The sequence below is a fragment of the Rhizobium sp. TAL182 genome (assembly GCF_002117725.1).
GTDB classification, from domain to species: Bacteria; Pseudomonadota; Alphaproteobacteria; order Rhizobiales; family Rhizobiaceae; genus Rhizobium; species Rhizobium esperanzae.
Window position 1 is genome coordinate 1,485,898 of record NZ_CP021024.1, and the last position, 22,180, is coordinate 1,508,077.

Sequence of the window (22,180 nt, forward strand, 5' to 3'; positions counted from 1 at the left end):
GTTCATACAACACGGCTGTTGCCCAAAGGATGGCGCCCGTAGAGCGAAAGGCGTAGGATATACTCGCTTATTTTTCGACTATACTTCCCAGAGTCGTGTCAAACGATCCTCATAGATTTGATCCTGATAGATATAGCGAGAGGTACCCGCCATGTATCGCAACGCTCGCCGGTGGATTTCGCACTCACTTCTGGTGGATTCGTTGGTACCCCAATGGTTGACCGTCGGCGGAAAGGAAAGATCGCGCAAACCTGCCGAAAAGCATAAGGATAGTGCTCAACTTGCGGCATCTGTTCAAACCGTCGATGGACACAAGCAGGGCACCCTTGTCGACGGTCCCTATAAGGATGCGGCCCTCAACGAGCATGATGGCGGGCCGAGAGCGCAGGTGAACGACGACGCGGTCAACAGCCTCGAAGAGCGGCCGTTGCCTGACACTTTCGCAACGCCTGGCGAAAAGGGAATTCGAAGCGGCGATGTGGCCGCGCTGTCGGCGCTTATGCCGGATTTTGCACGTTTCCAGTGGCACGCGGATGGAGTTGCGTTCGGGGCCGCATCGTCCCTTCAGCGCACCGATACGGCAATGAGCTCCATGGGCGACGATCCTCTGGCTCCCTATCTGCCGCAAAGCCCCGCACCGACAGCTTCGGGGCATGGAGCTCCTAACGTGGCGGCCGGGCGTGCTCATTCGGGCAAGGTCGTCATTCTCGAATCGAGCCCGTCAGGGCAGGCGACTGCGCACGACGTCGGCGCGAATTCGCTGGCCTTCGGCATGCCCTTTGGCGTGTGCGGGTGCGGCTATTTTACCTCCCCCACGCGGATTCTCGATTGGGCTCATGGCGGCGCCCTGCTTCAACAGGACGGTCAATTGCCGGGGACCAGGCTGACCGAAGGGCCGGACTATGTGGCGACGATCAAGCCGGCCATCGGCGCCTCGGTCAGCGATCCGCTTCTCGATCGTGACGTGTCCCCACTCTCGGGCTGGACCGGCACTGCAATATGGTCGGACGCGGCGCTCACCAATGGAACCCTGCCAGGCGGGGGAGAGACGGGAACGGGAACAAAATCCAAGGATATCGGTATCCTGTCCGGCTCTGTGACGAAGCCACCTAAGCCTTCTACGCAGGGGTCTTCGACGACGCAGAGTCTGGCGGCTGCGGCGGCGGTCAGCAACGCGATCGTGCTGGAAAACCAGAAGCAGGGCAATCCGGAGAGCGAGTGGGGCATCGACGGTGCCGGCAGCTCCAACATCGAAGGGTTTGCGACCGATATCAGCGTTGATAATGGCAAGACGATCAGCTTCAAGATCAATACCAATTCCACCAACTACCGGATCGATATCTATCGGCTCGGCTATTATGGCGGCATGGGGGCGCGCAAGGTCGCGACGATGCAGCACACAGGATTGCAGACCCAACCTAGTCCGTTGCGCAATTCCACGACCGGCACGGTGGACGCCGGTAACTGGGCCGTCTCGGCGTCGTGGACCGTTCCGGATGATGCCGTTTCAGGCGTCTATATCGCCAAGCTCGTCCGTCAGGATGGCACCTCCGGCGAAAATCACATCCCGTTCATCGTGCGCGACGACGACAGCCACAGCGACGTCGTGTTCCAGACCGCGGATGAGACCTGGCAAGCTTACAATGGTTGGGGTGGCGCAAACCTCTATGGCGGCAACGGTCCGGCGACAGGGCAGGGTGCCGGTCGCGCCTATGCCGTTAGCTACAACAGGCCGATCGCGACGCGCGGCGGGGTCGGCACTTACGCCGGTCCCCAGGACTATCTGTTCGGTGCTGAATATGCGGGCATCTACTGGCTGGAACAGAACGGCTATGACGTCTCCTACCTGTCGGGTGTCGACGCCGACCGCTATGGCAGCCTGTTGCTCAATCACAAGACCTATGTCGATGCCGGGCATGACGAATACTGGTCCGGACAGCAGAGAACCAATGTGGAGGCCGCGCGCGATGCGGGCGTCAACCTGATGTTCTGGAGCGGCAACGAAGTCTATTGGCGCACCCGCTGGGGCAACGCCTATAGCGCCGACGGCACGCCCTACCGCACCCTGATCACCTACAAGGAGACATGGGCGGGCGGCGATATCGATCCTTCCGACCAATGGACAGGCACCTTCCGCGACCCACGCTTCAGCCCACCTGCCATCGGCGGCGGCAATCCGGAGAATTCGCTGACCGGCCAGCTGTTCAAGGTCGACGATGTCGGCAGCAACCTCGGTGCGATCACCGTTGGCTATGATGATGCCAACCTTCGCTTCTGGCGCAATACGAGCGTTGCCAATCTCCAGCCGGGGCAGACGGCAACGCTCACCAAAAACTATCTCGGTTACGAGTGGGACGAAGCGCCCGATAACGGCTTCGATCCGGCTGGCCTGGTGAAGCTGTCGTCGACGACGCTTCCGGTCAGCAGCTATTTGTTCGATTACGGAAACACGACCGGCAATGCGACGGCGACCCACAATCTGACGCTCTATCGCGCGCCCAGCGGCGCGCTGGTGTTCGGCGCCGGCACGGTCTACTGGACATGGGGTCTCAGCGACAATCACGACCTCACGGCGACCCGGACGGACTCGCGCGTACAGCAGGCGATGGTCAATTTGCTTGCTGACATGGGCATTCAGCCTGGAACGCTACAGTCCGGGCTCACCGCCGCGACCGCTTCGTTGGACCACACTGCGCCGACATCGGTCATCACGGTGCCCGCCACGGCGACCGTTGGATCCACCGTGACGATTACCGGCACCGCTGCCGATACCGGAGGCGGGGTCATCGCCGCGGTCGAGGTTTCGACCGACAACGGTGCGAGCTGGCATCCGGCGACGGGCGATGAGAACTGGACTTATACCTGGCAGCCGCAAACCGCGGGCACCTATAGCATCCGGTCTCGCGCAGTCGATGATAACGTCAACCTGGAAACGCCCTCGGCGGGACGAACGGTCACCGTCAGCGGGCCGAGTTACACCTCTCTCTTCGGTTCGGGGACGCCAGCGGTCGTCAACACCAACGATACCTCGGCGGTTGAACTCGGCTTCAAATTCCAGACGTCCGTGGCAGGTACGGTCACCGGCATTCGTTTTTATAAGGGCAGTCAGGATACCGGCACGCATACCGGTTCACTGTGGTCGAGTACCGGCACGCGGATTGCGACCCTCACCTTCACGAACGAGACTGCCAGCGGCTGGCAGACCGCCTATTTCACCAGTCCGGTATCGCTGACGGTCGGACAAACCTACACTGCATCTTACCATACCAATACCGGTCACTATTCGTCGACGACCGGCTACTTCACCTCAAATGTAACCAGCGGTCCGCTCACGGCGCCGGCCAGCGGCAACGGCGTTTATGCCTATGGCAGCAACAGCCTATTCCCCACGAGCACCTTCCAGTCGACGAACTATTGGGTCGATGTGATGTTTACGACGCCGAGCTCGAATACGACGCCGACGGCGGTTGCCGATACAGGGGATGCGACCGAGAAGGGTGGTGTGGCGAATGGTTCGGGCGGCGTGGTTGCGAGCGGCAACGTGCTGACCAACGACACCGATCCGGATACCGGTGACACCAAGACCGTTACGGCAGTCCGTTTCGGGACGACGTCAGGCACGCTCGGCTCGGCGCTGAACGGCACCTATGGCAGTCTCGTGCTCAATGCATCGGGTGCCTATAGCTATGCGGTCAACGAGAACAATGCGACCGTCCAGGCGCTGCGACAGTCGACCAACACGCTGAGCGATGTCTTCAGCTACACGATGCGCGACAGCGCTGGCGCCACGGCCACGGCGAACCTGACGATCACCATCCATGGCGCTAACGATGCGCCGGTGCTGGCCGTCCAGACGACGACCCAGAACGCCACCGTCGGCTCTGCCTTCTCCTTCACGCTGCCGACGACCACCTTCACCGATGTCGACAGCGGCGACACGCTGGCCTATGCGGCAACTTCCGCCGATGGCACGGCGCTGCCTTCCTGGCTGAGCTTCAACGCCTCGACACGCACCTTCTCCGGCACGCCGACGACGTCAGGCACTTACGGCGTCAAGGTGACGGCAACCGATCTCGGCAGCCTTGCTGCCAACGAGACCTTCAATATCGCCGTGTCGACGGCGCCGACGACCTACAGCCTGTTCTCTGCTTCCAGCACGCCGAGCCGGACCTTCAACGATGGTCAGCAGCTCGAACTTGGCGTCAAGTTCACGTCGAACGTTGCCGGAGATGTCACCGGCATCAGGTTCTATCGCAGCGCCAATGACAACGCCCAGAATGTCGTCGACCTTTGGACCACGACAGGCACGAAGCTTGCCACCGCCACCTTCACCACCACCACCGCGAGTGGCTGGCAGACGGTGAACTTCACAAAACCAGTCACCATCGCCGCCAATACCACCTATGTCGCCTCCTATCACACGACCGGCGCTTATGTGGCGACCAGCAATTTCTATACCAGCCCCGTCACCAGCGGGCCGCTGACGGCACCGGCCAGCGGCAATGGCGTCTATGCCTATGGCGGTTCCGCCACCGCAGGTCTTTTCCCGACCAACAGCTACAATTCAACCAATTACTACGCCGACGTCGTCTTCCGGCCGCAACTGGTCGCGTGATGCAAAGGATAAGATTAGGATCGGTTTCGAATGAGGCTGACACGACGCAAATGCGGATCGCAGAGAGGGACGCCGCCTCCGCTCCCATTCAAGCGACAGTGATGAACAAGGGCGAGCGGCTCCCGGTGACAGTGCTCGCCGGCTTTCTCGGCGCCGGCAAGACGACGCTTCTCAGCCACGTCCTGACCAATCGTCAGGGCCTCAGGGTCGCCGTCATCGTCAACGATATGAGTGACGTGAACATAGACGCCAGCCTCATTCGCGACGGCGGCTGCAACTTGTCGCATACGACGGAGGCATTGGTTGAGCTCAGCAATGGCTGCATATGCTGTACCCTGCGCGATGACCTCCTGACGGAAGTGCGGCGACTGGCCGAAGAGGGGCGATACGACTATCTGCTGATAGAGGGAACCGGTATTGCCGAGCCGCGCCCCATCGCTGCCACCTTTTCCTTCCGCGACGAGAACGGCGTTTCGCTCTCCGATTTTGCCAGACTTGACACGATGGTGACTGTTGTCGACGCCGCCAGCCTTCTGGCTGATTACAGCAGCGCCGATCTGCTTCGCGATCGCGGCATGCAGCGGGACGGCGAGGACCGGCGGACACTCATCGACCTTTTGGTGGACCAGATCGAGTTTGCCGACGTTGTCGTCATCAACAAGATCTCGGACGCGACCGAGGAGAGTCGCGCGGAAGTCCGCAAGACAGTGGCTGCGCTCAACCCGGATGCGCACCAGGTGGAGACGGACTTCGGCAAGGTTTCTCTTGCAAGCATTCTCAGTACGGGCCTCTTCGACGAAGCAAAGGCCGCCGCTCACCCGTTATGGCACAAGGAACTGTACAGCCCGGGTGCTCATGTTCCGGAGACGGAGGAATATGGGGTATCGAGCTTTGTCTATCGCACCAGGCGTCCCTTCGACCCGACGCGGTTTCGGGCGTTCCTGGACGAGCCCTGGCCGGGGGTCATCCGCGCCAAAGGTCATTTCTGGCTGGCCACGCGACCGCGTCACGTGGGTCTGATGTCGGCGGCCGGAGCGCAGCGGCGCTGTGAACCCATGGGGCTCTGGTGGGCGGCCGTTCCCCGGCAGGACTGGCCGAGCCACCACCAGTTTCGCCAGCAAATCGAGCGTCGATGGGACAGCGCTTGGGGCGATCGTCGGCAGGAACTCGTGTTCATTGGTGTTGACATGGACGAGACAGGCGTCCGCAGTGCGTTGGACGACTGCCTGGCCAGCTCGGATCCTCGGGACTGGTCGGCCCTCGAAGATCCCTTTCCGACCTGGTAGCACGGAGCGGCGCAGGAGTTTACCGGCTCGACCAGCCGGACCGGAAAAACAAGGCCGACCAGTTTCCTTTCACCCAGCATCTGCGGCTTAGCGGAAGCACCAGACAGCTCCAGAACCTGTCGGTCGGATATGCGGTGAGGATCATCATATCGGCGTATGGAGTACCACCCACATACCCAAGATTGCTGTCGTACGTTCCGCTCCGAAAGCTGGCAGGATGAAGTCATTCAATGCTGGTCGAGGGGAAATGGGGACGCCGCTCTTGCTGAGATTTCATGTGAGGAATCGCAAATACCTGACCGCTGCCGGCGGCACGCCTTGCGTCAGTCACGCAACCTCGGCCTGGGCCGCACTGCTTGGAACTCCAACCGTAGTGTCTTCGAGCACTCAGGGTTCTTCCGGCTTTGCCAATCAAGGCAACGCAACCGTTCAATCCTCTTTCATCGGCACGGTTACATCTTCCTTGATATCATCAGGCGACATGCAGTCGTCGACGCCGATGCCAACGCCTGCCGCCGATGGCGGCGCGCAGGACACATCCACGAAGACGGCGTCGGCTGCGACGGTCTTCGACACGACCTCCTCGACGTCGCAAGACACCGTACTTGGCCCGGATCCGTACGAAGAGGCTGCGACACTGCCTGCCGCTCCCGCGCTGACGGGTATTACCAGCGATGCCGACACCGGAAGCGCCACGACGGCGGCGCCGGTGATGTCTTCCAGCAGTCTCGACACGACTTCGTTGCGGCTTCAGACCTCGATAGCATCCCTCTCGGTGGAACCCAGTCAGGACGCTTCGGCTGAGACGACCGCGGTCTCATCGCTGGCCGCACCGGCGGCGGCTCCGGCTGCGGTGACCCTCAACAAGATCGCATTGGAAAACCTGAAACAGGGCAACCCGATCAGCGAGTGGGGCCTGGAGGGCGATGGCAATGGCACCATTCAGGGCTTCGCCACTGAAATCAGCACGAATATCGGCCAGACGGTCGATTTCAAGATCGCCACCGATTCCACGCATTACCGCATCGATATCTACCGAATGGGTTATTACGGCGGGGCCGGTGCGCGCAAGGTCGACTCGATCGAGCAGCAGCTGACCACGGCGCAGATCCAGCCGCATCCGATCGTCGACATGTCGCTCGGTCTCATCGACTGCGGCAACTGGTCGGTCTCGGCGAGCTGGCAGATTCCGACCGATGCCGTCTCCGGCGTCTATTTCGCCAAGCTGGTGCGTGAGGACGGCACCGAGGATGCCAGCATCATCCCCTTCGTCGTGCGCGACGACTCCTCGCACAGCAATATTGTCTTCCAGACCTCGGACACGACCTGGCAGGCCTATAATGCCTGGGGGGGCGCCAGCCTCTATTACGGCGATGTCCCCGTCGATCCCGCCGACATGATCGGCTACCTGCCGCCGAACTGCAGCTGCGGCCTGACCGCAATCGGTCGCGCCTCGGCGATCAGCTATAACAGGCCGATCATCACCAATACGAGCCCGGTCGGCGGCTCGCACGATTTCATCTTTGGCGTGGAGCATTCAGCCATCCAGTGGCTGGAGCAGAACGGCTACGACGTTTCCTATATTTCCGGCGTCGATGCGACGCGCAGCGGCAATCTGCTGCTCAACCATCAGGCCTTCCTGTCGGTCGGCCATGACGAATACTGGTCGGCCGAGCAGCGCACCAATGTGGAGGCCGCGCGCGATGCCGGCGTGAACCTCGCCTTCTGGAGCGGCAACGAAGTCTATTGGAAGGTTCGCTGGGAAAGCAGCATCGACGGCAGCGGCCAGGCTTACCGCACCATGGTCTGCTACAAGGAGACCTACGGCACGAGCACGGACCCGAGCAATATCGGCACCGGCACCTGGCGCGATCCGCGTTACGCCGATCCGGGGCAGGAGCCGGAAAATTCGCTGACGGGCACGATGTTTCAGGTGGACGGCTACCGCCAGGATACAATCTCCATCCCCTACGACTATTCGAACCTTCGCTTCTGGCGCAATACCGATGTGGCAGAGCTGCAACCTGGCGAAAACTACAATCTGGTGCAGAACCTGCTCGGCTATGAATGGGATTCGGATGTCGAGAATGGATTCCGTCCGGCTGGACTGATCGACCTGTCGCTCTCCTCGGTCGCGGTCAACACCTATCTCCGCGATTACGGCTCGACGATCGGCGATGCGGTGGCGACCCACAGCCTGACGATGTACCGGGCGGCGAGCGGCGCGCTCGTCTTCGGCGCCGGCACCGTCTTCTGGTCCTGGGGGCTGAACGATCAGCATCAGGGGCCGGCAACGCCAACCGATCGCAACGTGCAGCAGGCGATGGTCAACATGTTCGCGGACATGGGCATCCAGCCGACGACGCTCGACGCGAGCCTGATCCTCGCGACCCAATCGACCGACACGCTGAAGCCCACCTCGTCGATCACCTCGTCGATATCAGGCGCAAGCTTTGTCGAAGGGCAGCATGTGACGATATCAGGAACGGCGCATGATTTCGGCGGCGGCATCATTGCCGGCGTCGAGGTCTCCACCGATGGCGGCCAGCACTGGTTCAAGGCCACGGGCCGCGAGAACTGGAGCTATAACTGGGTCGTCCAGGCGAGCGGCACCTATACGATCCTGTCACGCGCCGTCGACGACAGCGTCAATCTGGAGGCGCCATCTGCTGGCAAGCAGGTCACCGTCACGCTGCCGGGCACGCAGGGCCTGTGGACGCTCGCCGAAAAGCCCGCGACCGAAGTAGCGGTCGATCGCGATTCAGTCGAGCTCGGCCTGCGCTTCCAGGCGACGACGGCAGGCTCGGTGGAGGGCATCCGCTTCTACAAGGGCTTCTATAACATCGGCGAACACGTCGTCAGCCTCTGGAGCAGCACCGGAACGCTGCTGGCGACCGGCGTAGCGACAGGGGAATCGCTCTCAGGGTGGCAGACGGTGATGTTCTCCAGCCCGATCCAGATCGCGGCCGGCACGACCTATGTGGCCTCCTATCACAGCAATGGCTACTACTCGCTCACCCAGAACTATTTCAACGAGCCCTATGCCAGCGGCCAGCTGAAGGCCGTCGATGGCGGCGGCGTCTTCGCCTACGGCACCACGCCCAGCACATTCCCCGGCCAGAACCCCGGCGGCAGCAATTACTGGGTGGACGTGGTCTTCGATGCCGGCCCCAACAGCCAACCGGTCGCGACCGACGACAGTGGGCTGATCGTCGGCCACAACGGAACGCTTGTTATCTCCATTGCCGCGCTCCTGGCAAACGATACCGATCCCAATGGCGATGCGATGACCATCACGGCCGTCGGCAATGCCGCCAACGGCACGGTCGCTCTCAACAAGCAGACCGGCACCATCACCTTCACGTCGGCCAACGATTATTCAGGCCCGGCGAGCTTCACCTATACGCTGTCGGACGGACGCGGCGGCACGGATCAGGGCAATGTCAGCCTGACCGTCCAGACGGGTTCGGCTGGCGAGACGCTGTTTACGGCAAGTGAGGGGCCGACCGGCGGCAGCTTCAACGACAATACCGCGTTGGAACTCGGCATGAAGTTCGTCGCTTCCTCGACCGGCACGATCTCGGGCATCCGCTATTACAAGGCTGCCGGCGATACCAGTGTGCATACCGGCTCCATCTGGAGGGCCGACGGCACGCTCGTCGCCGCAGTCACCTTCACCAACGAGTCGCTTTCCGGCTGGCAGACCGCGAATTTCGCCACGCCGCTGCAGATCACGGCGGGCGCGACCTATGTCGCCTCCTACCACACGACCGGCACCTATGTGGCAACCTCGAACTATTTCAACACGGCTCATACCAACGGCTCGCTGACGGCGCTTGCAGGCAGCAACGGCGTCTACGCGGTCGGATCGGGCTCGACCTTCCCGACGTCAAGCTACCAGTCGACGAATTACTGGGTCGACGTCGTCTTCAACCAGTCGACGGGCAATACGGTGCCGGTCGCCGCCAATGACAATGGCTATACGACCTATACCAATACGGCTCTGTCGATCGCCGCAGCAAACCTGCTCGCAAATGACAGCGACGCCGATGGCGACCCGCTTGTCATCACCGGCGTCAGCGGCGCGGTCAACGGTTCGGTGTCCTACAACAGCCAGACGCAGACCGTCACCTTCACGCCGACAGCAGGATATACCGGGCCGGCGAGCTTCAGCTATTCCATCACCGACGGTCAGGGCGGCACGGCATCGGCCGAGGTTGCGCTTACCGTCAACGCCCAGGGGAGTGAGCAGAACCTCTTCAGCGCCAATGAAACGCCTGCAGTCGTCTCGGTGAACGACAATCACCCGGTCAATCTCGGCATGAAATTTCAGGCGGACACGGCAGGCTGGGTCACGGGCATCCGCTTCTATAAGGGCGCCGACAATACGGGCCCGCATAACGGTTATCTTTGGACCGCCTCGGGCACGCTGCTTGCAAGCATCACCTTCAGCAACGAAACAGCAAGCGGCTGGCAGACTGCCGCGCTCACCCAGCAGGTCGCGGTCGAAGCGGATACGACCTACGTCGTTTCCTACAGCACGAACGGCAACTACTCGGCGACGGGCAATTATTTCAGCGCCGAGAAGACGAGCGGCGACCTCAGGGCGCTCAGCGGTGACAACGGCGTCTACGCCTATGGATCGAGCGGGTTGTTCCCGACCAGCAGTTACAACAGCACAAACTACTATGTGGACGTGGCGTTCAAACCGCAGCTCGCGGCGTAAAGGCGAGCGGGGGTATCGATGACGGGTGCAGACAATCGACTTCCGGTAACAGTCCTGGCGGGGTTTCTCGGCGCCGGCAAGACGACGGTCCTCAATCATGTCCTGAACAATCGCGAGGGACGTCGGATCGCCGTGATCGTCAACGACATGAGCGAGGTGAACATCGATGCCGATCTCGTCCGTGACGGCGGCGCCAACCTCTCGAGGACGGACGAAACCCTGGTCGAGCTTACCAACGGCTGCATCTGCTGCACATTGCGCGACGATCTCCTGAGCGAGGTCCGCGGGCTCGCCGCCGCCGGCCGTTTCGACTATCTGCTGATCGAGGGCACGGGGATCGCCGAGCCCCTGCCGATAGCGGCGACCTTCTCCTTCCGCGACGAGAGCGGAGCGGCCCTTTGCGATGTGGCGCGGCTCGATACCATGGTCTGCGTCGTCGACGCGGTCAATCTGCTTGCCGATTACCGGAGCGACGAGTTCCTGGCCGATCGCGGCGAAAGGCGTGACGGGGACGATGATCGCAAACTCGTGGAACTGCTCGTCGAGCAGATCGAATTTTCTGATGTCGTCATCATCAACAAGGCGGGCGACGTGCCCTGCGCCGATCTTGCCGAGGTTCGCCGGGTCGTCGCAGCGCTCAATCCGGATGCCCGCGTCATCGAGGCGGTTTTCGGCCAGGTGCCGCTCGGCGCGATCCTGGATACCGGCTTTTTCAGCGAAGCCAAGGCCGCCCGCCATCCACTCTGGCACAAGGAGCTTTACGGCTGGGGCGATCATGTGCCGGAGACCGAGGAATACGGCATAACAAGCTTCGTCTATCGCAGCCGCCAGCCCTTCGATCCGGCGCGGCTGGGCCGCATGCTCGAGCAGCCATTGCCCGGGGTCATCAGGGCGAAAGGCCATTTCTGGCTGGCGACCCGGCCGGACGAGATCGGCTTGCTGTCGATTGCCGGCACGCAATGCCGCATCGATACCAGAGGGTTCTGGTGGGCCTCGGTGCCGCGGGCGCACTGGCCGCGCCATCCGCAATTCCGCCAGTTGCTCGACCGGCATTGGGACGATGTCTGGGGCGACCGCCGCCAGGAGCTGGTCTTCATCGGCTCCGGCTTCGACGAGGGCGCCATCCGCACCGCGCTCGACGATTGCCTGACCGGGGAGGAGACGGGTTTCGATCCACAGACGGCCGTCGGCCTTCGCGATCCGTTTCCGGCATGGCGGCACGATACGCACGCATCGGACCGAAAAGTGTGAAGCGGTTTTTCGGATAATCCGATGCGTCGGCCCAAAGGTGAACAGGTTTTGATTATCAACCAGAGGAGAGAACAATGAGCAGCGAACTTTATGCCGACGGAATCGGCGAAATCACCGTCACGGGAACGATCGTGCGCATCGACCTGATGTCGCTCTCGGCCACCGATCGTGACGCCAACAACAATCCGAAGCCGGTTTTCCGCCAGCGCATCATCATGCCTGTCGACGCCTTCGCCAATGCGGTCGACCTCATGCAGAAGGCGCTTGGCGGTTTGGTCGAGGCGGGCGCGGTCCGTCGCATCGGTGACATGTCGGCTGCAGCCGCCACCGATATCCAATCGGTGCAGGGCGGCGCTTCGAACGCCTCGCCGAATTTCAACTGACAACGGGGACAGCCTCGGTCTCGTAGTGTTTCGGGTGGGCCATGAGTGGTTTTCTGCATACCAACCTGCATTGTCTTGCGCTCGTCGCGCGTCACCACGGCGTCGACCTTTCTCCTGAGCGATTGCAGCACGATTATTCCGTCGGCAACGATCCGGTGGCCGTGCGGCAAATGCTCAGAATGGCCAAGGATGCCGGCCTCAGGGCCAGGCATCTGACCCTCGACTGGCGAAGCCTGTTCCAGCTCGGCGAGGCTTTCCCGGTGCTTGCCGAACTTTCGAACGGCAACTGGGTGGTCATCGCCGGCGCTCTCGGGGAGGGCGAGGATGAGCGGATCCGCGTTCTCGACCCGCTCGCCACGCGCCCCGAAGTCATGCTGCTGAGCGAGGAGCAATTCGCCAAGGCCTGGCTCGGATCGGTTGTGCTGATGAAGCGCAACTATCGCATGTCGGATGAGGACCGGCCCTTCGGCTTCCGCTGGTTCGTCCCCGAAATCATCCGCCAGCGCAGCTTCTTCCGTGACGTGGCGCTCGCAGCCTTCGTGCTTTACGGCCTGGGGCTGACGACGCCGATGTTTTTTCAGCTCGTCATCGACAAGGTGCTCGTGCATCAGAGCTACGCGACATTGACGGTTCTGACGGTCGGCATCGCGGTGGCGCTCGTCTTCGACGCGACCTTCAGCTTCCTGCGCCGCTATCTGCTGCTCTACGCCACCAATAGGATCGACATCCGGGTGGCGACACGCACCTTCGGCCACCTGCTCAACCTGCCGATCGCGCTCTTCGAACAGGCCTCAGCCGGTGTTCTCGTCAAGCATATGCAGCAGACGGGGCGCATCCGCGAATTCCTGACCGGCCGGCTGTTCCTGACGCTTCTCGACGGTGTTTCACTCTTCGTCTTCTTGCCGATCCTGCTTCTCTACAGCGTCAAGCTGACGCTCGTGGTGTTGGGTTTTGCGGCGCTCGTCGGGCTCGTGGTGATGCTGCTCGTCGGGCCGTTCCAGCGTCGCCTGCAGGCTCTTTATCAGGCCGAAGGCGACCGGCAGGCCCTGCTGGTGGAAACCGTGCATGGCATGCGCACCGTCAAGTCACTGGCGCTGGAGCCGCGCCAACGCAAGGTGTGGGACGATTATTCGGCCCAGTCGATTTCGGTGCGTTTCCGGGTCGAGAAGATCTCGACTATCGCCCAGTCGATGACCGGGCTTCTGGAGAAGCTGATGAGCGTGGCCATCATCGGGCTCGGCGCGCTCGATGTCTTCAGCGGTTCCATGACGATCGGCGCGCTGGTCGCCTTCAACATGCTGGCCGGCCGCGTCTCGGGACCGCTGGTGCAGATCGTCACCATGGTGCACGAATATCAGGAAGTGGCTCTGTCGGTGCGCATGCTCGGCGAGATCATGAACCAGCGGCCGGAACAGGCAGGCCGCGGGCGAGGGGTGCGGCCGCATCTGCACGGACGTATCGAATTCGACAGGGTCACTTTCCGCTATGGTCCGGATGGGCCGCCGGCGCTCGACAATGTGTCCTTCGCCATTCCGGCGGGCTGCGTTTTCGGCGTGGTCGGCAAGAGCGGCTCGGGCAAGACGACAATCACGCGGCTCATCCAGGGGCTCTATCAGAGCCAGGAAGGGCTGGTGCGCATGGACGGCTATGACAGCCGCGAGATCGACCTCGTGCACCTGAGAACCAGCATCGGCGTCGTGCTGCAGGATAATTTCCTCTTCCGCGGAACAGTGCGCGACAATATCGCCGCCGCCAAACCCGATGCCAGCATCGAGGAAATCATGGAGGTCGCCCGCATCGCCGGCGCGGAAGAATTCATCGAGCGCCTGCCGCGCGGCTTCGACACGATGCTGGAAGAAAACGCCGCCAACCTCTCCGGCGGCCAGAGGCAGCGGCTTGCCATTGCGCGGGCGCTGATCACCGATCCGAAGCTCCTGATCTTCGACGAGGCGACGAGCGCGCTCGACCCCGACAGCGAGGCGATCATCCGCGAGAATCTAAGCCGTATCGCTGCCGGGCGCACCGTCGTCATCGTCTCGCACCGGCTTTCGACGCTCGTCGATGCCGATGCCATTCTCGTTATCGATCGGGGCAAGGTCGCCGATATCGGCCGGCACGACCAGCTGGTGTCGCGCTGCATGACCTATCGCCACCTGTGGGCACAGCAAATGAGGCAGGTCGCATGAACGCGCGTGTCAGAAAATCCGGCGAGAACCTGCCCGTAGCCCCAGACCATGGTCCCTCAGACAAGGGGCCGCCAGGCAGAGGTGGGCAGCTCGTCGCCCGCCTGCCGCTGCCGCCGGCAATTGCGGAATTTCAGTCCGACGCCGTCGAGCTCGAGGAACGTGCTCCGCCGCGTGTTGCGCGCATGACGCTCTATTGCGTGACGGCGCTGATTGCTGCGACCATCATCTGGGCCTCCGTTTCTGATATCGACGAGGTGGTGATTGCGCCCGGCAAGCTCGTCACCACCCAGCCGACCATCGTCGTCCAGCCGCTCGAAACCTCGATCATCCGCACGATCGATGTGAAGGCCGGCGAGGTGGTGCATGCCGGACAGACGCTCGCAACGCTCGACGCCACTTTCAGCCAGGCCGATGTCGACCAGCAGCAGGCGAAGTTCTCGGCACTCGACGCCCAGGTGAAGCGCATCGAGGCGGAACTTGCCGGCGACGACTACACGATGATGGCGGGAACAACGCCCGACGAGATGCTGCAGGTGCAGCTCTTCGGCCAGCGGCGGGCATTCTACACGGCGCAGTTGCAGAATTTCGAGCAGCAGATCGCCGGCCAGTCGGCAGCGCTTGCCGCGGCCAAGAACCAGGAGGCCGTGCTCATCGACCGACGCGACACGCTCTCGCAGATCGAAGGCGCGCGCGAGCGGCTCTTTAACACGCAGAGCGGCTCGCTGATCACTATGCTCGGCTCGCGCGACGCCCGCCTCGACGTCGAGTCCGATCTGACTGCCGTGCGCGGCAAGGCCGACGAGGCCGCGCATGCCTTTGCCAAGCTGAAAGCCGATCGGCAGGCCTTCATCGAGGATTTCCGCCGTGCCGCGATGGAACAGCTGGTAGAGCTGCGCGGCCAGCGCGACATGGCGGATGAAGAGCTGAAGAAGATGGAGCTGCGCCGCAACATGGTGTCGCTGACAGCACCTGCCGACGCCGTCGTGCTCGATCTCGCCCAGCGCTCCATCGGCTCCGTCGTGCGCGAAGCCGAACCCATCGTCACGCTGGTGCCGATCAACGTGCCGCTCGAAGCGGAAGTCTCGATCAACACCCGCGACATCGGCCGCATCGCCGTGGGTAAGGAGGCCCGCATCAAGCTGGACGCCTATCCCTTCCAGAAATACGGCACCGCGTCGGGCGAGGTTCGCACCATCAGCCAGGACACGTTTATGACCGGCCAGCAGCCGGAACAGACCGCCACTCCGAGCCAGCCGGCCGCGCCCTTCTTCAAGGCTCGCATCCTGCTTGCCGATACGAGGCTGAACGCCTCGGACGTGCCGGTCAGACTGCTGCCGGGCATGACCGTCTCGACAGAGATCAAGGTGGGCAACAGGACGGTAATCTCCTATTTCCTCTACCCGCTGCTGCGCGGCCTGGATGATGCCATCCGGGAACCGAACTGAGAAAGCCGCAGACGAGGCGGAGGCGAGGGCCTTCGGCACAGGCCGGGGGAGGGGATGGCGCGCCAGGATTCCAGGCAGCCGCCCCCAAGGCGTTTGGGTAGCAGCGGGAGCCGCATTCGATTCCGATTAATCAGCCTACCGGGAAAGTGGCGAGAAAAGCGCGAATTGCTGCAGGGATATTGCCGAGATGGAGGAGGGGCGCATGTCCTTGCCCTCCGGCGGTATGAAGGATCAATCCGGGATGCAGTCGGGCCATTTCGCCCGCGGTTTTTTGGGAAAGAAGCGGTGAATTTTCGCCGCGGATCAGCATCAGCGGAAAGCGGCTCAGGCTTTCGAATTGTGCCCAGAGATCGGGCAGCGGCTGGCTGAAATCGATCGATCTCAGCGCCTCGGCGATCGCCGGATCGAAGTCGGCGACCGGCCTTCCGCCGACGTCGCGATATAGCGCAAGCGCCATTTCGCGCCAGTCCTCGCCTGTAAGCGCGGTAAACGAGGCGCCGTGATTTTCCCGCAATAGATCGGCCGCCTCTTTCCAGTCGGCCGGCGCCTTGCCGCTGTTGAGGTAGTCGCGAATGAGCGCCAGCCCTCTCGCCTCGATCGCCGGTCCGATATCGTTCAGGACCACGGCTTCGAGAAGATCCGGCCGTGTCGCCGCGATCAAATGCAGGATCAGGCCGCCACGCGAGGTGCCGATGAAAATCGCTCGCTGTATGCCGAATGCCGTGCAGGCGGCAATGATGTCGCCGGTCTCGACGGCAAGATTGTAATTGGCCTTGTTCTCATCCCATGCAGAATTTCCGCGCCCGCGCGAATCGAGCGCGATCACCCTGCGCGGGCCTGTTCTGTCGCGGCTGAGAAGCAGCGCAAGCGGATGAAAGTCCCGGGCATTGCGGCTCAGGCCGGGCAGGCAGATCACCGGCAGCCGTTCGGCGGCTGCCGCCTCCTCCGGCCGGTAGTCGCGTGCATAAAGCCTCAGCCCATCGGGGGAAGAGTAAAATCGTTCCTGGAAACCGCCTGCATCCATATCCGGCATCGCATCCTCGAGACCTGTCTGATCCAGAAGGTGTAGAGCATGTCTCGCAAAAGTGTGCAGCGGTTTTGCGATAAAAACATGCGCAAAACAAAGACCAGCCTGCTTTTCAAGCCGCGCCAAACGGCTTCAGGAGGCGCTGCGTCCGCCGATCAGGTCGCGCTCGATATCCGCCGGCTGGCCGAGGCGGGCTTTGTAGACTTCGTAATTCTCCATCACCCGCTGCACGTAGTTGCGCGTTTCGGGGAAGGGGATGCGCTCGATCCAGTCGACGATCTCGTCGACCGGCCTGCCACGCGGGTCGCCGTAGCGTCCGATCCATTCCGGCACCCGCTTCGGCCCGGCATTATAGGCGATGAAGGTGAGGATGTAGGAGCCGCCGAAGGCTTCGATCTGCTCGCCGAGATAATGCGCGCCGAGGGTCGCATTATAACCGGCATCGGCCGTCAGCTTGTCCTTCGAAAAGGTGATGTTGTGGCGCTTGGCCACCGCCTGGGCCGTGCCGGGCAGAAGCTGCAGCAGGCCGCGAGCATTCGCCGCCGAAACGGCGGCCGGGTTAAAGGCGCTTTCCTGCCGGGCAATCGCGTAGGCGAGCGCCTTGCCGGAGCCGGAGATATTGGCATTCGCCGGGATTACGCCGACGGGAAAGGCGAGCGCGGCGACGTCGATGCCGCGGCCATAGGCGATCTTGCCGACCTGCAGTGACAGATGATGATTGCCTGATTGCTCGGCTTGCGCCGCAAGGATCGCCAGTTCACCGGGACTTTGCAGCTGATCGGCGAGCGCGAGATAGAGGATGTCGGCCCGCCATCCATGGCCGGCTGCCTCGAGCCGGGCGATTGCCTGCACGGCCTCGCGCGCCTGGAAACTCTGGCGGTCGGCTGCGCTCGGGGTGGGATAGCTGACGTTGAGCGTCTTGCGTCCAAGCCTTTCGGCCGCGAGTTGCCCATAGAAGGTGCCGGGAAAATTCGCGGCCTTGCCATAGAATTCGCTGGAGTTGCCGGGGCCGCCGGCCTCGGCTGCCCGCCCGAGCCAATACCAGGCGCGCGACACCGAGATGGGGCCGTTCGATGTCGCCAGAATCTTGCGGAAATGCTTTTCTGCCGTTGTCGGATCCTGCAGTCCGCGCAGCGCATACCATCCGGCATGGAACTCGGCCTCGACGATATCAGTCGGGCTGGTTGCCGCGGAACTTGCGACGACGCGGTAGGCCGGTCTGAATTGTCCCTGATCGACGAGGCCGCGGCTGACGATCCGCTGCTCGTTCCACCATTCTCCGGAATTGACCAGTTCGCCCGGCTCGCGCGGCATCTTTTCCAGAAGCGCCGCTGCTTCGGCATACTTGTCCTGCTTGCGCAGATATTCGATGCGCGCGAACAGCAGGCCGGCATCGCCACGCCATTTCGGCTCGACGCTATTGAGCAGCGCGTCGGCATTGGCAGCTTTGGCGTCGACGGCGGCCCAGGCCTTGTAGAGGGACTGCACCTCGCCCATATCGCCGAAGCGCTTGGCCTGCGCCACCCGGCCACGATACATCAGATAGTCCATCCGCGCCTTGTGGTCGGCTGGCGTCAGCAGGGCGGAAAACTCGAGGAGGATCTTGTCTTCGCTCGCCTTGTCGAGCGCCTCGGTGCGCCAGACCTTGCGGATATATTTTGCTGCCTGCGCCTGCTTGCCTAACGCAGTCAGCGCCCGCCCGAGGATGACGGCGCCCTGCACCGTCTCCGGCGCGGTATCGCCGAAAGCGGCGAGCACGGCCGACGGGGCGGGGTTTTCGTCGTAGAGCGCACGTTCGGAATAGGCGCGCAGCCTGGAAAGGCCGGGCCACCCCTTGAGCTCCTGCGCGGCACTGGCGATTTCATAGGAGGGAACGCCCTTCAAGCCGGAGACGGCGATCGCCCAGGTGAGGATATGGCGGTCGAGCGTATCGTCGCGCAGGCTGTCGCGGATCGAGATGGCCAGTTGCGGATTCTTGGCGGAAAGCGCGTCAAGGCCGCTTTTCAGATCATTGGCGACCGGCGCGACGGCCGGATTGCGCGGGATGGCGCCGGTGGTCAGCGCTTCCGGTATCGAGGTCTCGGGAACGAAGCCGATCGGCTTGATGCCAGGCGTCGGAACGCTTTCGCCGGGAAGCGGCGACGCGAGGCTGCCCCACGCGGCGGCAACAAAGCCGAAGGCGGTCAGAATCAGCACAGCTTTCTTCATCCGGGATCTCGCAACGAAAACACGCCCCGCCCATTTGGCTAGAGGCATCTTAACGAAACCTTACCGTACCAGGTAAAATTCATTCACATCTGCTATCGGAATTTGCCCTAAACCGAACTCTCCGCGCTTGTCGCGATGATTTCGGCGCTCTATGGTGCGCAAAATATTCATGGAATGCGGCCGAAGCAAGGATTTGGTCGTGAGGAGCTTTGCATGTTCAATGGGTCCATTCCCGCCCTCGTCACCCCCTTCACCGATGCCGGACTGATCGACGAAGCGAGCTTCGCCGCCCATGTCGACTGGCAGATCAAGGAAGGCAGCAGCGGTCTCGTTCCGGTCGGCACGACCGGCGAATCGCCGACGCTGTCTCATGCCGAGCACAAGCGGGTCGTGGAACTCTGCATCGAAGTGGCGGCAAAACGCGTTCCGGTCATGGCCGGCGCCGGTTCGAACAATACGCGTGAGGCGGTCGAACTCGCCCAGCATGCCGAAAAGGTCGGCGCCGACGCCGTGCTCGTCGTCACGCCCTATTACAACAAGCCGACGCAGAAGGGTCTGATCGCGCATTTTTCCGCGATCGCCGAGGCCGTCGCCCTGCCGATCTATATCTACAATATTCCCGGCCGTTCGGTGATCGACATGACGCCGGAAACGATGGGTGCTCTCGCCAAGGCGCACAGCAACATCGTCGGCGTCAAGGACGCGACGGGCAAGATCGAGCGTGTCTCCGAGCAGCGCATCACCTGCGGCAAGGACTTCAGACAATTGTCCGGCGAGGACGCGACAGCCCTCGGTTTCAACGCCCATGGCGGCGTCGGCTGCATTTCGGTGACGGCCAATGTTGCCCCGCGCCTCTGCGCCGATTTTCAGGCCGCGACGCTGGCCGGTGAATACGCCCGCGCGCTCGAATATCAGGACCGGCTGATGCCGCTGCACAAGGCGATCTTCCTTGAGCCCGGTCTCTGCGGCGCCAAATACGGCCTGTCCAAGCTCGGCCGGATGAGCCGCAATGTCCGCTCGCCGCTGCTTTCGACCCTGGAGCCGGCAACCGAAGCAGCGATCGACGCCGCCATGCGTCATGCAGGATTGCTGAACTGAGGAGACCGGCCACCTTCACAAGGCCGGGTCGTTCCCTTACATAAGGACAGTCAATGAGGGCGCGGCTTTTCGCGCCCCGAAGGGAATATCGTCATGGCCCCCAAAGGCAGCCAGCGTGTGGTGAACAAGGTCGTGGCCGAAAACCGCAAGGCCCGCTTCAACTACGAGATCATCGATACTTATGAGGCAGGTCTCGTGCTGAAGGGCACGGAGGTCAAGTCGTTGCGCGAAGGCAAGGCCAATATCGCCGAATCCTATGCGTCGGATGAGGATGGCGAGATCTGGCTGATCAACTCCTACCTGCCGGAATATCTGCAGGCGAACCGCTTCAATCACGAACCGCGCCGGCGCCGCAAGCTCTTGCTGTCGGGCCGTGAGATCCATCGCCTGCGTTCAGCTGTCAACCGCGAAGGCATGACGCTGGTCCCGCTGAAGATCTATTTCAATGATCGGGGTCGGGCGAAGATGGAGCTTGCGCTCGCCAAGGGCAAGAAATTGCACGATAAGCGCGAATCCGAGAAGGAGCGCGATTGGAACCGGCAGAAGAGCCGCTTGTTGAAGGATAACGGCTAACCCATCGCGCCGCAGCCGATCGGCTCGCGGCGCTTTCGATTACTCCCCGAAATCGCTGGCCGGGGCGACTTCGACCGGGCGCGGCGCCCGCTCCGCGGGATCGCGACCGATTTCAGCCTTCAGCGACAAGAGGTCGATGAAATGATCGGCCTGCCGGCGCAGGTCGTCGGCGATCATCGGCGGCTGCGTCGCCATCGTCGAGATCACCGAGACCTTGCGGCCTCTGCGCTGCAGCGCCTCGACGAGGTTCGTGAAGTCGCCGTCGCCGGAGAAGATGACGAGATGGTCGACGGTTTCCGACTGCTCCATGGCGTCGATCGCAAGCTCGATGTCCATGTTGCCCTTGATCTTCCGCCGGCCCATGGAGTCGGTGAATTCCTTGGCAGGCTTGGTGACGACCTTATAGCCGTTATAGTCGAGCCAGTCGATCAGAGGACGGATCGATGAATATTCCTGGTCCTCGATCAACGCCGTATAATAGTAGGCGCGCAGGAGGTAGCCGCGTTTCTGGAATGCCTTCAAGAGCTTGCGGTAATCTATGTCGAAACCGAGGCTCTTGGATGCAGCGTAGAGGTTGGCGCCGTCAATGAAGAGTGCAATTTTTTCGCGTGGGTCAAACATCGCTTACCAATTCCAATGAGAGAAATCGAAATTCGCGGGGCATCAAATTTCAATAAATACAATGGCTTATTGTGATTTTTGATCTGATGCTTACTTTACCATCTGTTCATATAAGAGAGATTTAGGGCACGATTCCGCATATTCCAAGCAACCTTTGGTGGAATTGTCACATTCTCCATGGAAATTTAGCTCGGCCGCGGATAAAGACGAGGGGAGCCGGAACGAAAAACTTGTATTTGCCCGGTTTTAATTGTATCGGGCGTGCTAATCCCGAAATGACGACCGTAAAGGACAGGCAATGGCCCGTGTCACAGTTGAAGATTGCATTGACAAGGTGGAGAACCGCTTCGAGCTGGTTCTGCTCGCCAGCCACCGCGCCCGGCTGATTTCCCAGGGTGCCTCGATCACCATCGATCGCGACAACGACAAGAATCCTGTCGTGGCGCTGCGCGAAATCGCCGACGAGACGCTTTCGCCCGATGATCTCAAGGAAGATCTGATCCATTCGCTGCAGAAGCATGTCGAAGTCGACGAGCCCGAGCCCGATCCGGCCAGCATGATCGCCGCCGGCGGCGCTGCTGCCGCTGACAGCGAGGAGCAGGACGACCTGCCGGAGACGATCACTTTCGACCAGATGTCGGAAGAAGAGCTGCTTGCCGGTATCGAGGGCCTCGTGCCGCCGGAAAAGAGCGACGATTATTAAGCGTCTCGACCGGATCTGATCCGGAAAAGAGCGACGATTACCAATCGTCAATCTTGCG

13 protein-coding genes are annotated in these 22,180 nt (G+C 62.0%); 10 read left to right on the forward strand and 3 right to left on the reverse strand.

The window, feature by feature from the left end:
• Positions 1 to 151 precede the first annotated feature (151 nt).
• The 7 genes from Tal182_RS07525 (at position 152) to Tal182_RS07555 (ending at position 15,892) form a co-directional block, all read left to right on the forward strand.
• Complete coding sequence (locus Tal182_RS07525) at positions 152 to 4,615, forward strand: DUF4082 domain-containing protein (protein ID WP_085859027.1); 4,464 nt, start codon at positions 152 to 154, stop codon at positions 4,613 to 4,615.
• 101 nt (positions 4,616 to 4,716) lie between these two features.
• The gene (locus tag Tal182_RS07530; protein ID WP_085860878.1) at positions 4,717 to 5,901 is read left to right on the forward strand and encodes a GTP-binding protein; all 1,185 of its coding nucleotides are present in this window, start codon (positions 4,717 to 4,719) and stop codon (positions 5,899 to 5,901) included.
• 217 nt (positions 5,902 to 6,118) lie between these two features.
• Positions 6,119 to 10,627 carry a DUF4082 domain-containing protein gene (locus Tal182_RS07535; protein ID WP_085859029.1) on the forward strand — a complete coding sequence of 1,503 codons (4,509 nt, stop codon included), beginning with the start codon at positions 6,119 to 6,121 and terminating at the stop codon, positions 10,625 to 10,627.
• Positions 10,628 to 10,645: 18 nt separating this feature from the next.
• A complete protein-coding gene (locus Tal182_RS07540; RefSeq protein WP_085859031.1) occupies positions 10,646 to 11,878 on the forward strand; it encodes a GTP-binding protein in 1,233 nt (410 codons plus the stop codon).
• A gap of 74 nt (positions 11,879 to 11,952) precedes the next feature.
• A complete protein-coding gene (locus tag Tal182_RS07545) occupies positions 11,953 to 12,261 on the forward strand; it encodes a hypothetical protein (protein WP_064801506.1) in 309 nt (102 codons plus the stop codon).
• 41 nt (positions 12,262 to 12,302) lie between these two features.
• Entirely contained in the window at positions 12,303 to 14,447 is a 2,145-nt protein-coding gene (locus tag Tal182_RS07550; RefSeq protein ID WP_085859033.1) for a peptidase domain-containing ABC transporter, read from the forward strand.
• Positions 14,444 to 15,892: an HlyD family type I secretion periplasmic adaptor subunit gene (locus Tal182_RS07555; protein WP_085859035.1), complete on the forward strand. Its 1,449-nt coding sequence runs from the start codon at positions 14,444 to 14,446 to the stop codon at positions 15,890 to 15,892. Before Tal182_RS07550 ends, Tal182_RS07555 begins: the two co-directional genes overlap by 4 nt.
• Before the next feature lie 130 nt (positions 15,893 to 16,022).
• On the opposite strand, the gene Tal182_RS07560 is transcribed toward Tal182_RS07555, so the two are convergent.
• Together Tal182_RS07560 and Tal182_RS07565 are read right to left on the reverse strand one after the other, a co-directional pair.
• Positions 16,023 to 16,925, reverse strand: coding sequence for an alpha/beta hydrolase (locus tag Tal182_RS07560; RefSeq protein ID WP_085860879.1), 903 nt, complete (start codon positions 16,923 to 16,925; stop codon positions 16,023 to 16,025).
• Positions 16,926 to 17,051: 126 nt separating this feature from the next.
• Positions 17,052 to 19,127, reverse strand: a complete 2,076-nt coding sequence (locus tag Tal182_RS07565) for a lytic transglycosylase domain-containing protein (protein ID WP_085859037.1) — start codon at positions 19,125 to 19,127, stop codon at positions 17,052 to 17,054.
• Positions 19,128 to 19,340: 213 nt separating this feature from the next.
• Here Tal182_RS07565 and dapA point away from each other — a divergent pair, with 213 nt between their 5' ends.
• Together dapA and smpB are read left to right on the forward strand one after the other, a co-directional pair.
• Complete coding sequence (dapA, locus tag Tal182_RS07570) at positions 19,341 to 20,225, forward strand: 4-hydroxy-tetrahydrodipicolinate synthase (RefSeq protein ID WP_085859039.1); 885 nt, start codon at positions 19,341 to 19,343, stop codon at positions 20,223 to 20,225.
• A gap of 93 nt (positions 20,226 to 20,318) precedes the next feature.
• Entirely contained in the window at positions 20,319 to 20,798 is a 480-nt protein-coding gene (gene smpB / locus Tal182_RS07575; protein ID WP_004675044.1) for an SsrA-binding protein SmpB, read from the forward strand.
• Positions 20,799 to 20,837: 39 nt separating this feature from the next.
• Here the strand turns inward: smpB and Tal182_RS07580 are convergent, their stop codons facing one another.
• Positions 20,838 to 21,419 carry an NYN domain-containing protein gene (locus Tal182_RS07580; RefSeq protein WP_064801515.1) on the reverse strand — a complete coding sequence of 194 codons (582 nt, stop codon included), beginning with the start codon at positions 21,417 to 21,419 and terminating at the stop codon, positions 20,838 to 20,840.
• Positions 21,420 to 21,717: 298 nt separating this feature from the next.
• On the opposite strand from Tal182_RS07580, the gene rpoZ reads away from it, so the two are divergent.
• The gene (rpoZ, locus tag Tal182_RS07585; protein ID WP_011424719.1) at positions 21,718 to 22,122 is read left to right on the forward strand and encodes a DNA-directed RNA polymerase subunit omega; all 405 of its coding nucleotides are present in this window, start codon (positions 21,718 to 21,720) and stop codon (positions 22,120 to 22,122) included.
• The last annotated feature ends 58 nt before the right edge of the window (positions 22,123 to 22,180 follow it).

Coding starts and splice junctions, on each gene's coding strand:
- Tal182_RS07525 (WP_085859027.1), top strand. CDS start 152: ATGTATCGCAACGCTCGCCGGTGGATTTCGCACTCACTTCTGGTGGAT.
- Tal182_RS07530 (WP_085860878.1), top strand. CDS start 4,717: ATGAACAAGGGCGAGCGGCTCCCGGTGACAGTGCTCGCCGGCTTTCTC.
- Tal182_RS07535 (WP_085859029.1), top strand. CDS start 6,119: ATGAAGTCATTCAATGCTGGTCGAGGGGAAATGGGGACGCCGCTCTTG.
- Tal182_RS07540 (WP_085859031.1), top strand. CDS start 10,646: ATGACGGGTGCAGACAATCGACTTCCGGTAACAGTCCTGGCGGGGTTT.
- Tal182_RS07545 (WP_064801506.1), top strand. CDS start 11,953: ATGAGCAGCGAACTTTATGCCGACGGAATCGGCGAAATCACCGTCACG.
- Tal182_RS07550 (WP_085859033.1), top strand. CDS start 12,303: ATGAGTGGTTTTCTGCATACCAACCTGCATTGTCTTGCGCTCGTCGCG.
- Tal182_RS07555 (WP_085859035.1), top strand. CDS start 14,444: ATGAACGCGCGTGTCAGAAAATCCGGCGAGAACCTGCCCGTAGCCCCA.
- Tal182_RS07560 (WP_085860879.1), bottom strand. CDS start 16,925: ATGCCGGATATGGATGCAGGCGGTTTCCAGGAACGATTTTACTCTTCC.
- Tal182_RS07565 (WP_085859037.1), bottom strand. CDS start 19,127: ATGAAGAAAGCTGTGCTGATTCTGACCGCCTTCGGCTTTGTTGCCGCC.
- dapA (WP_085859039.1), top strand. CDS start 19,341: ATGTTCAATGGGTCCATTCCCGCCCTCGTCACCCCCTTCACCGATGCC.
- smpB (WP_004675044.1), top strand. CDS start 20,319: ATGGCCCCCAAAGGCAGCCAGCGTGTGGTGAACAAGGTCGTGGCCGAA.
- Tal182_RS07580 (WP_064801515.1), bottom strand. CDS start 21,419: ATGTTTGACCCACGCGAAAAAATTGCACTCTTCATTGACGGCGCCAAC.
- rpoZ (WP_011424719.1), top strand. CDS start 21,718: ATGGCCCGTGTCACAGTTGAAGATTGCATTGACAAGGTGGAGAACCGC.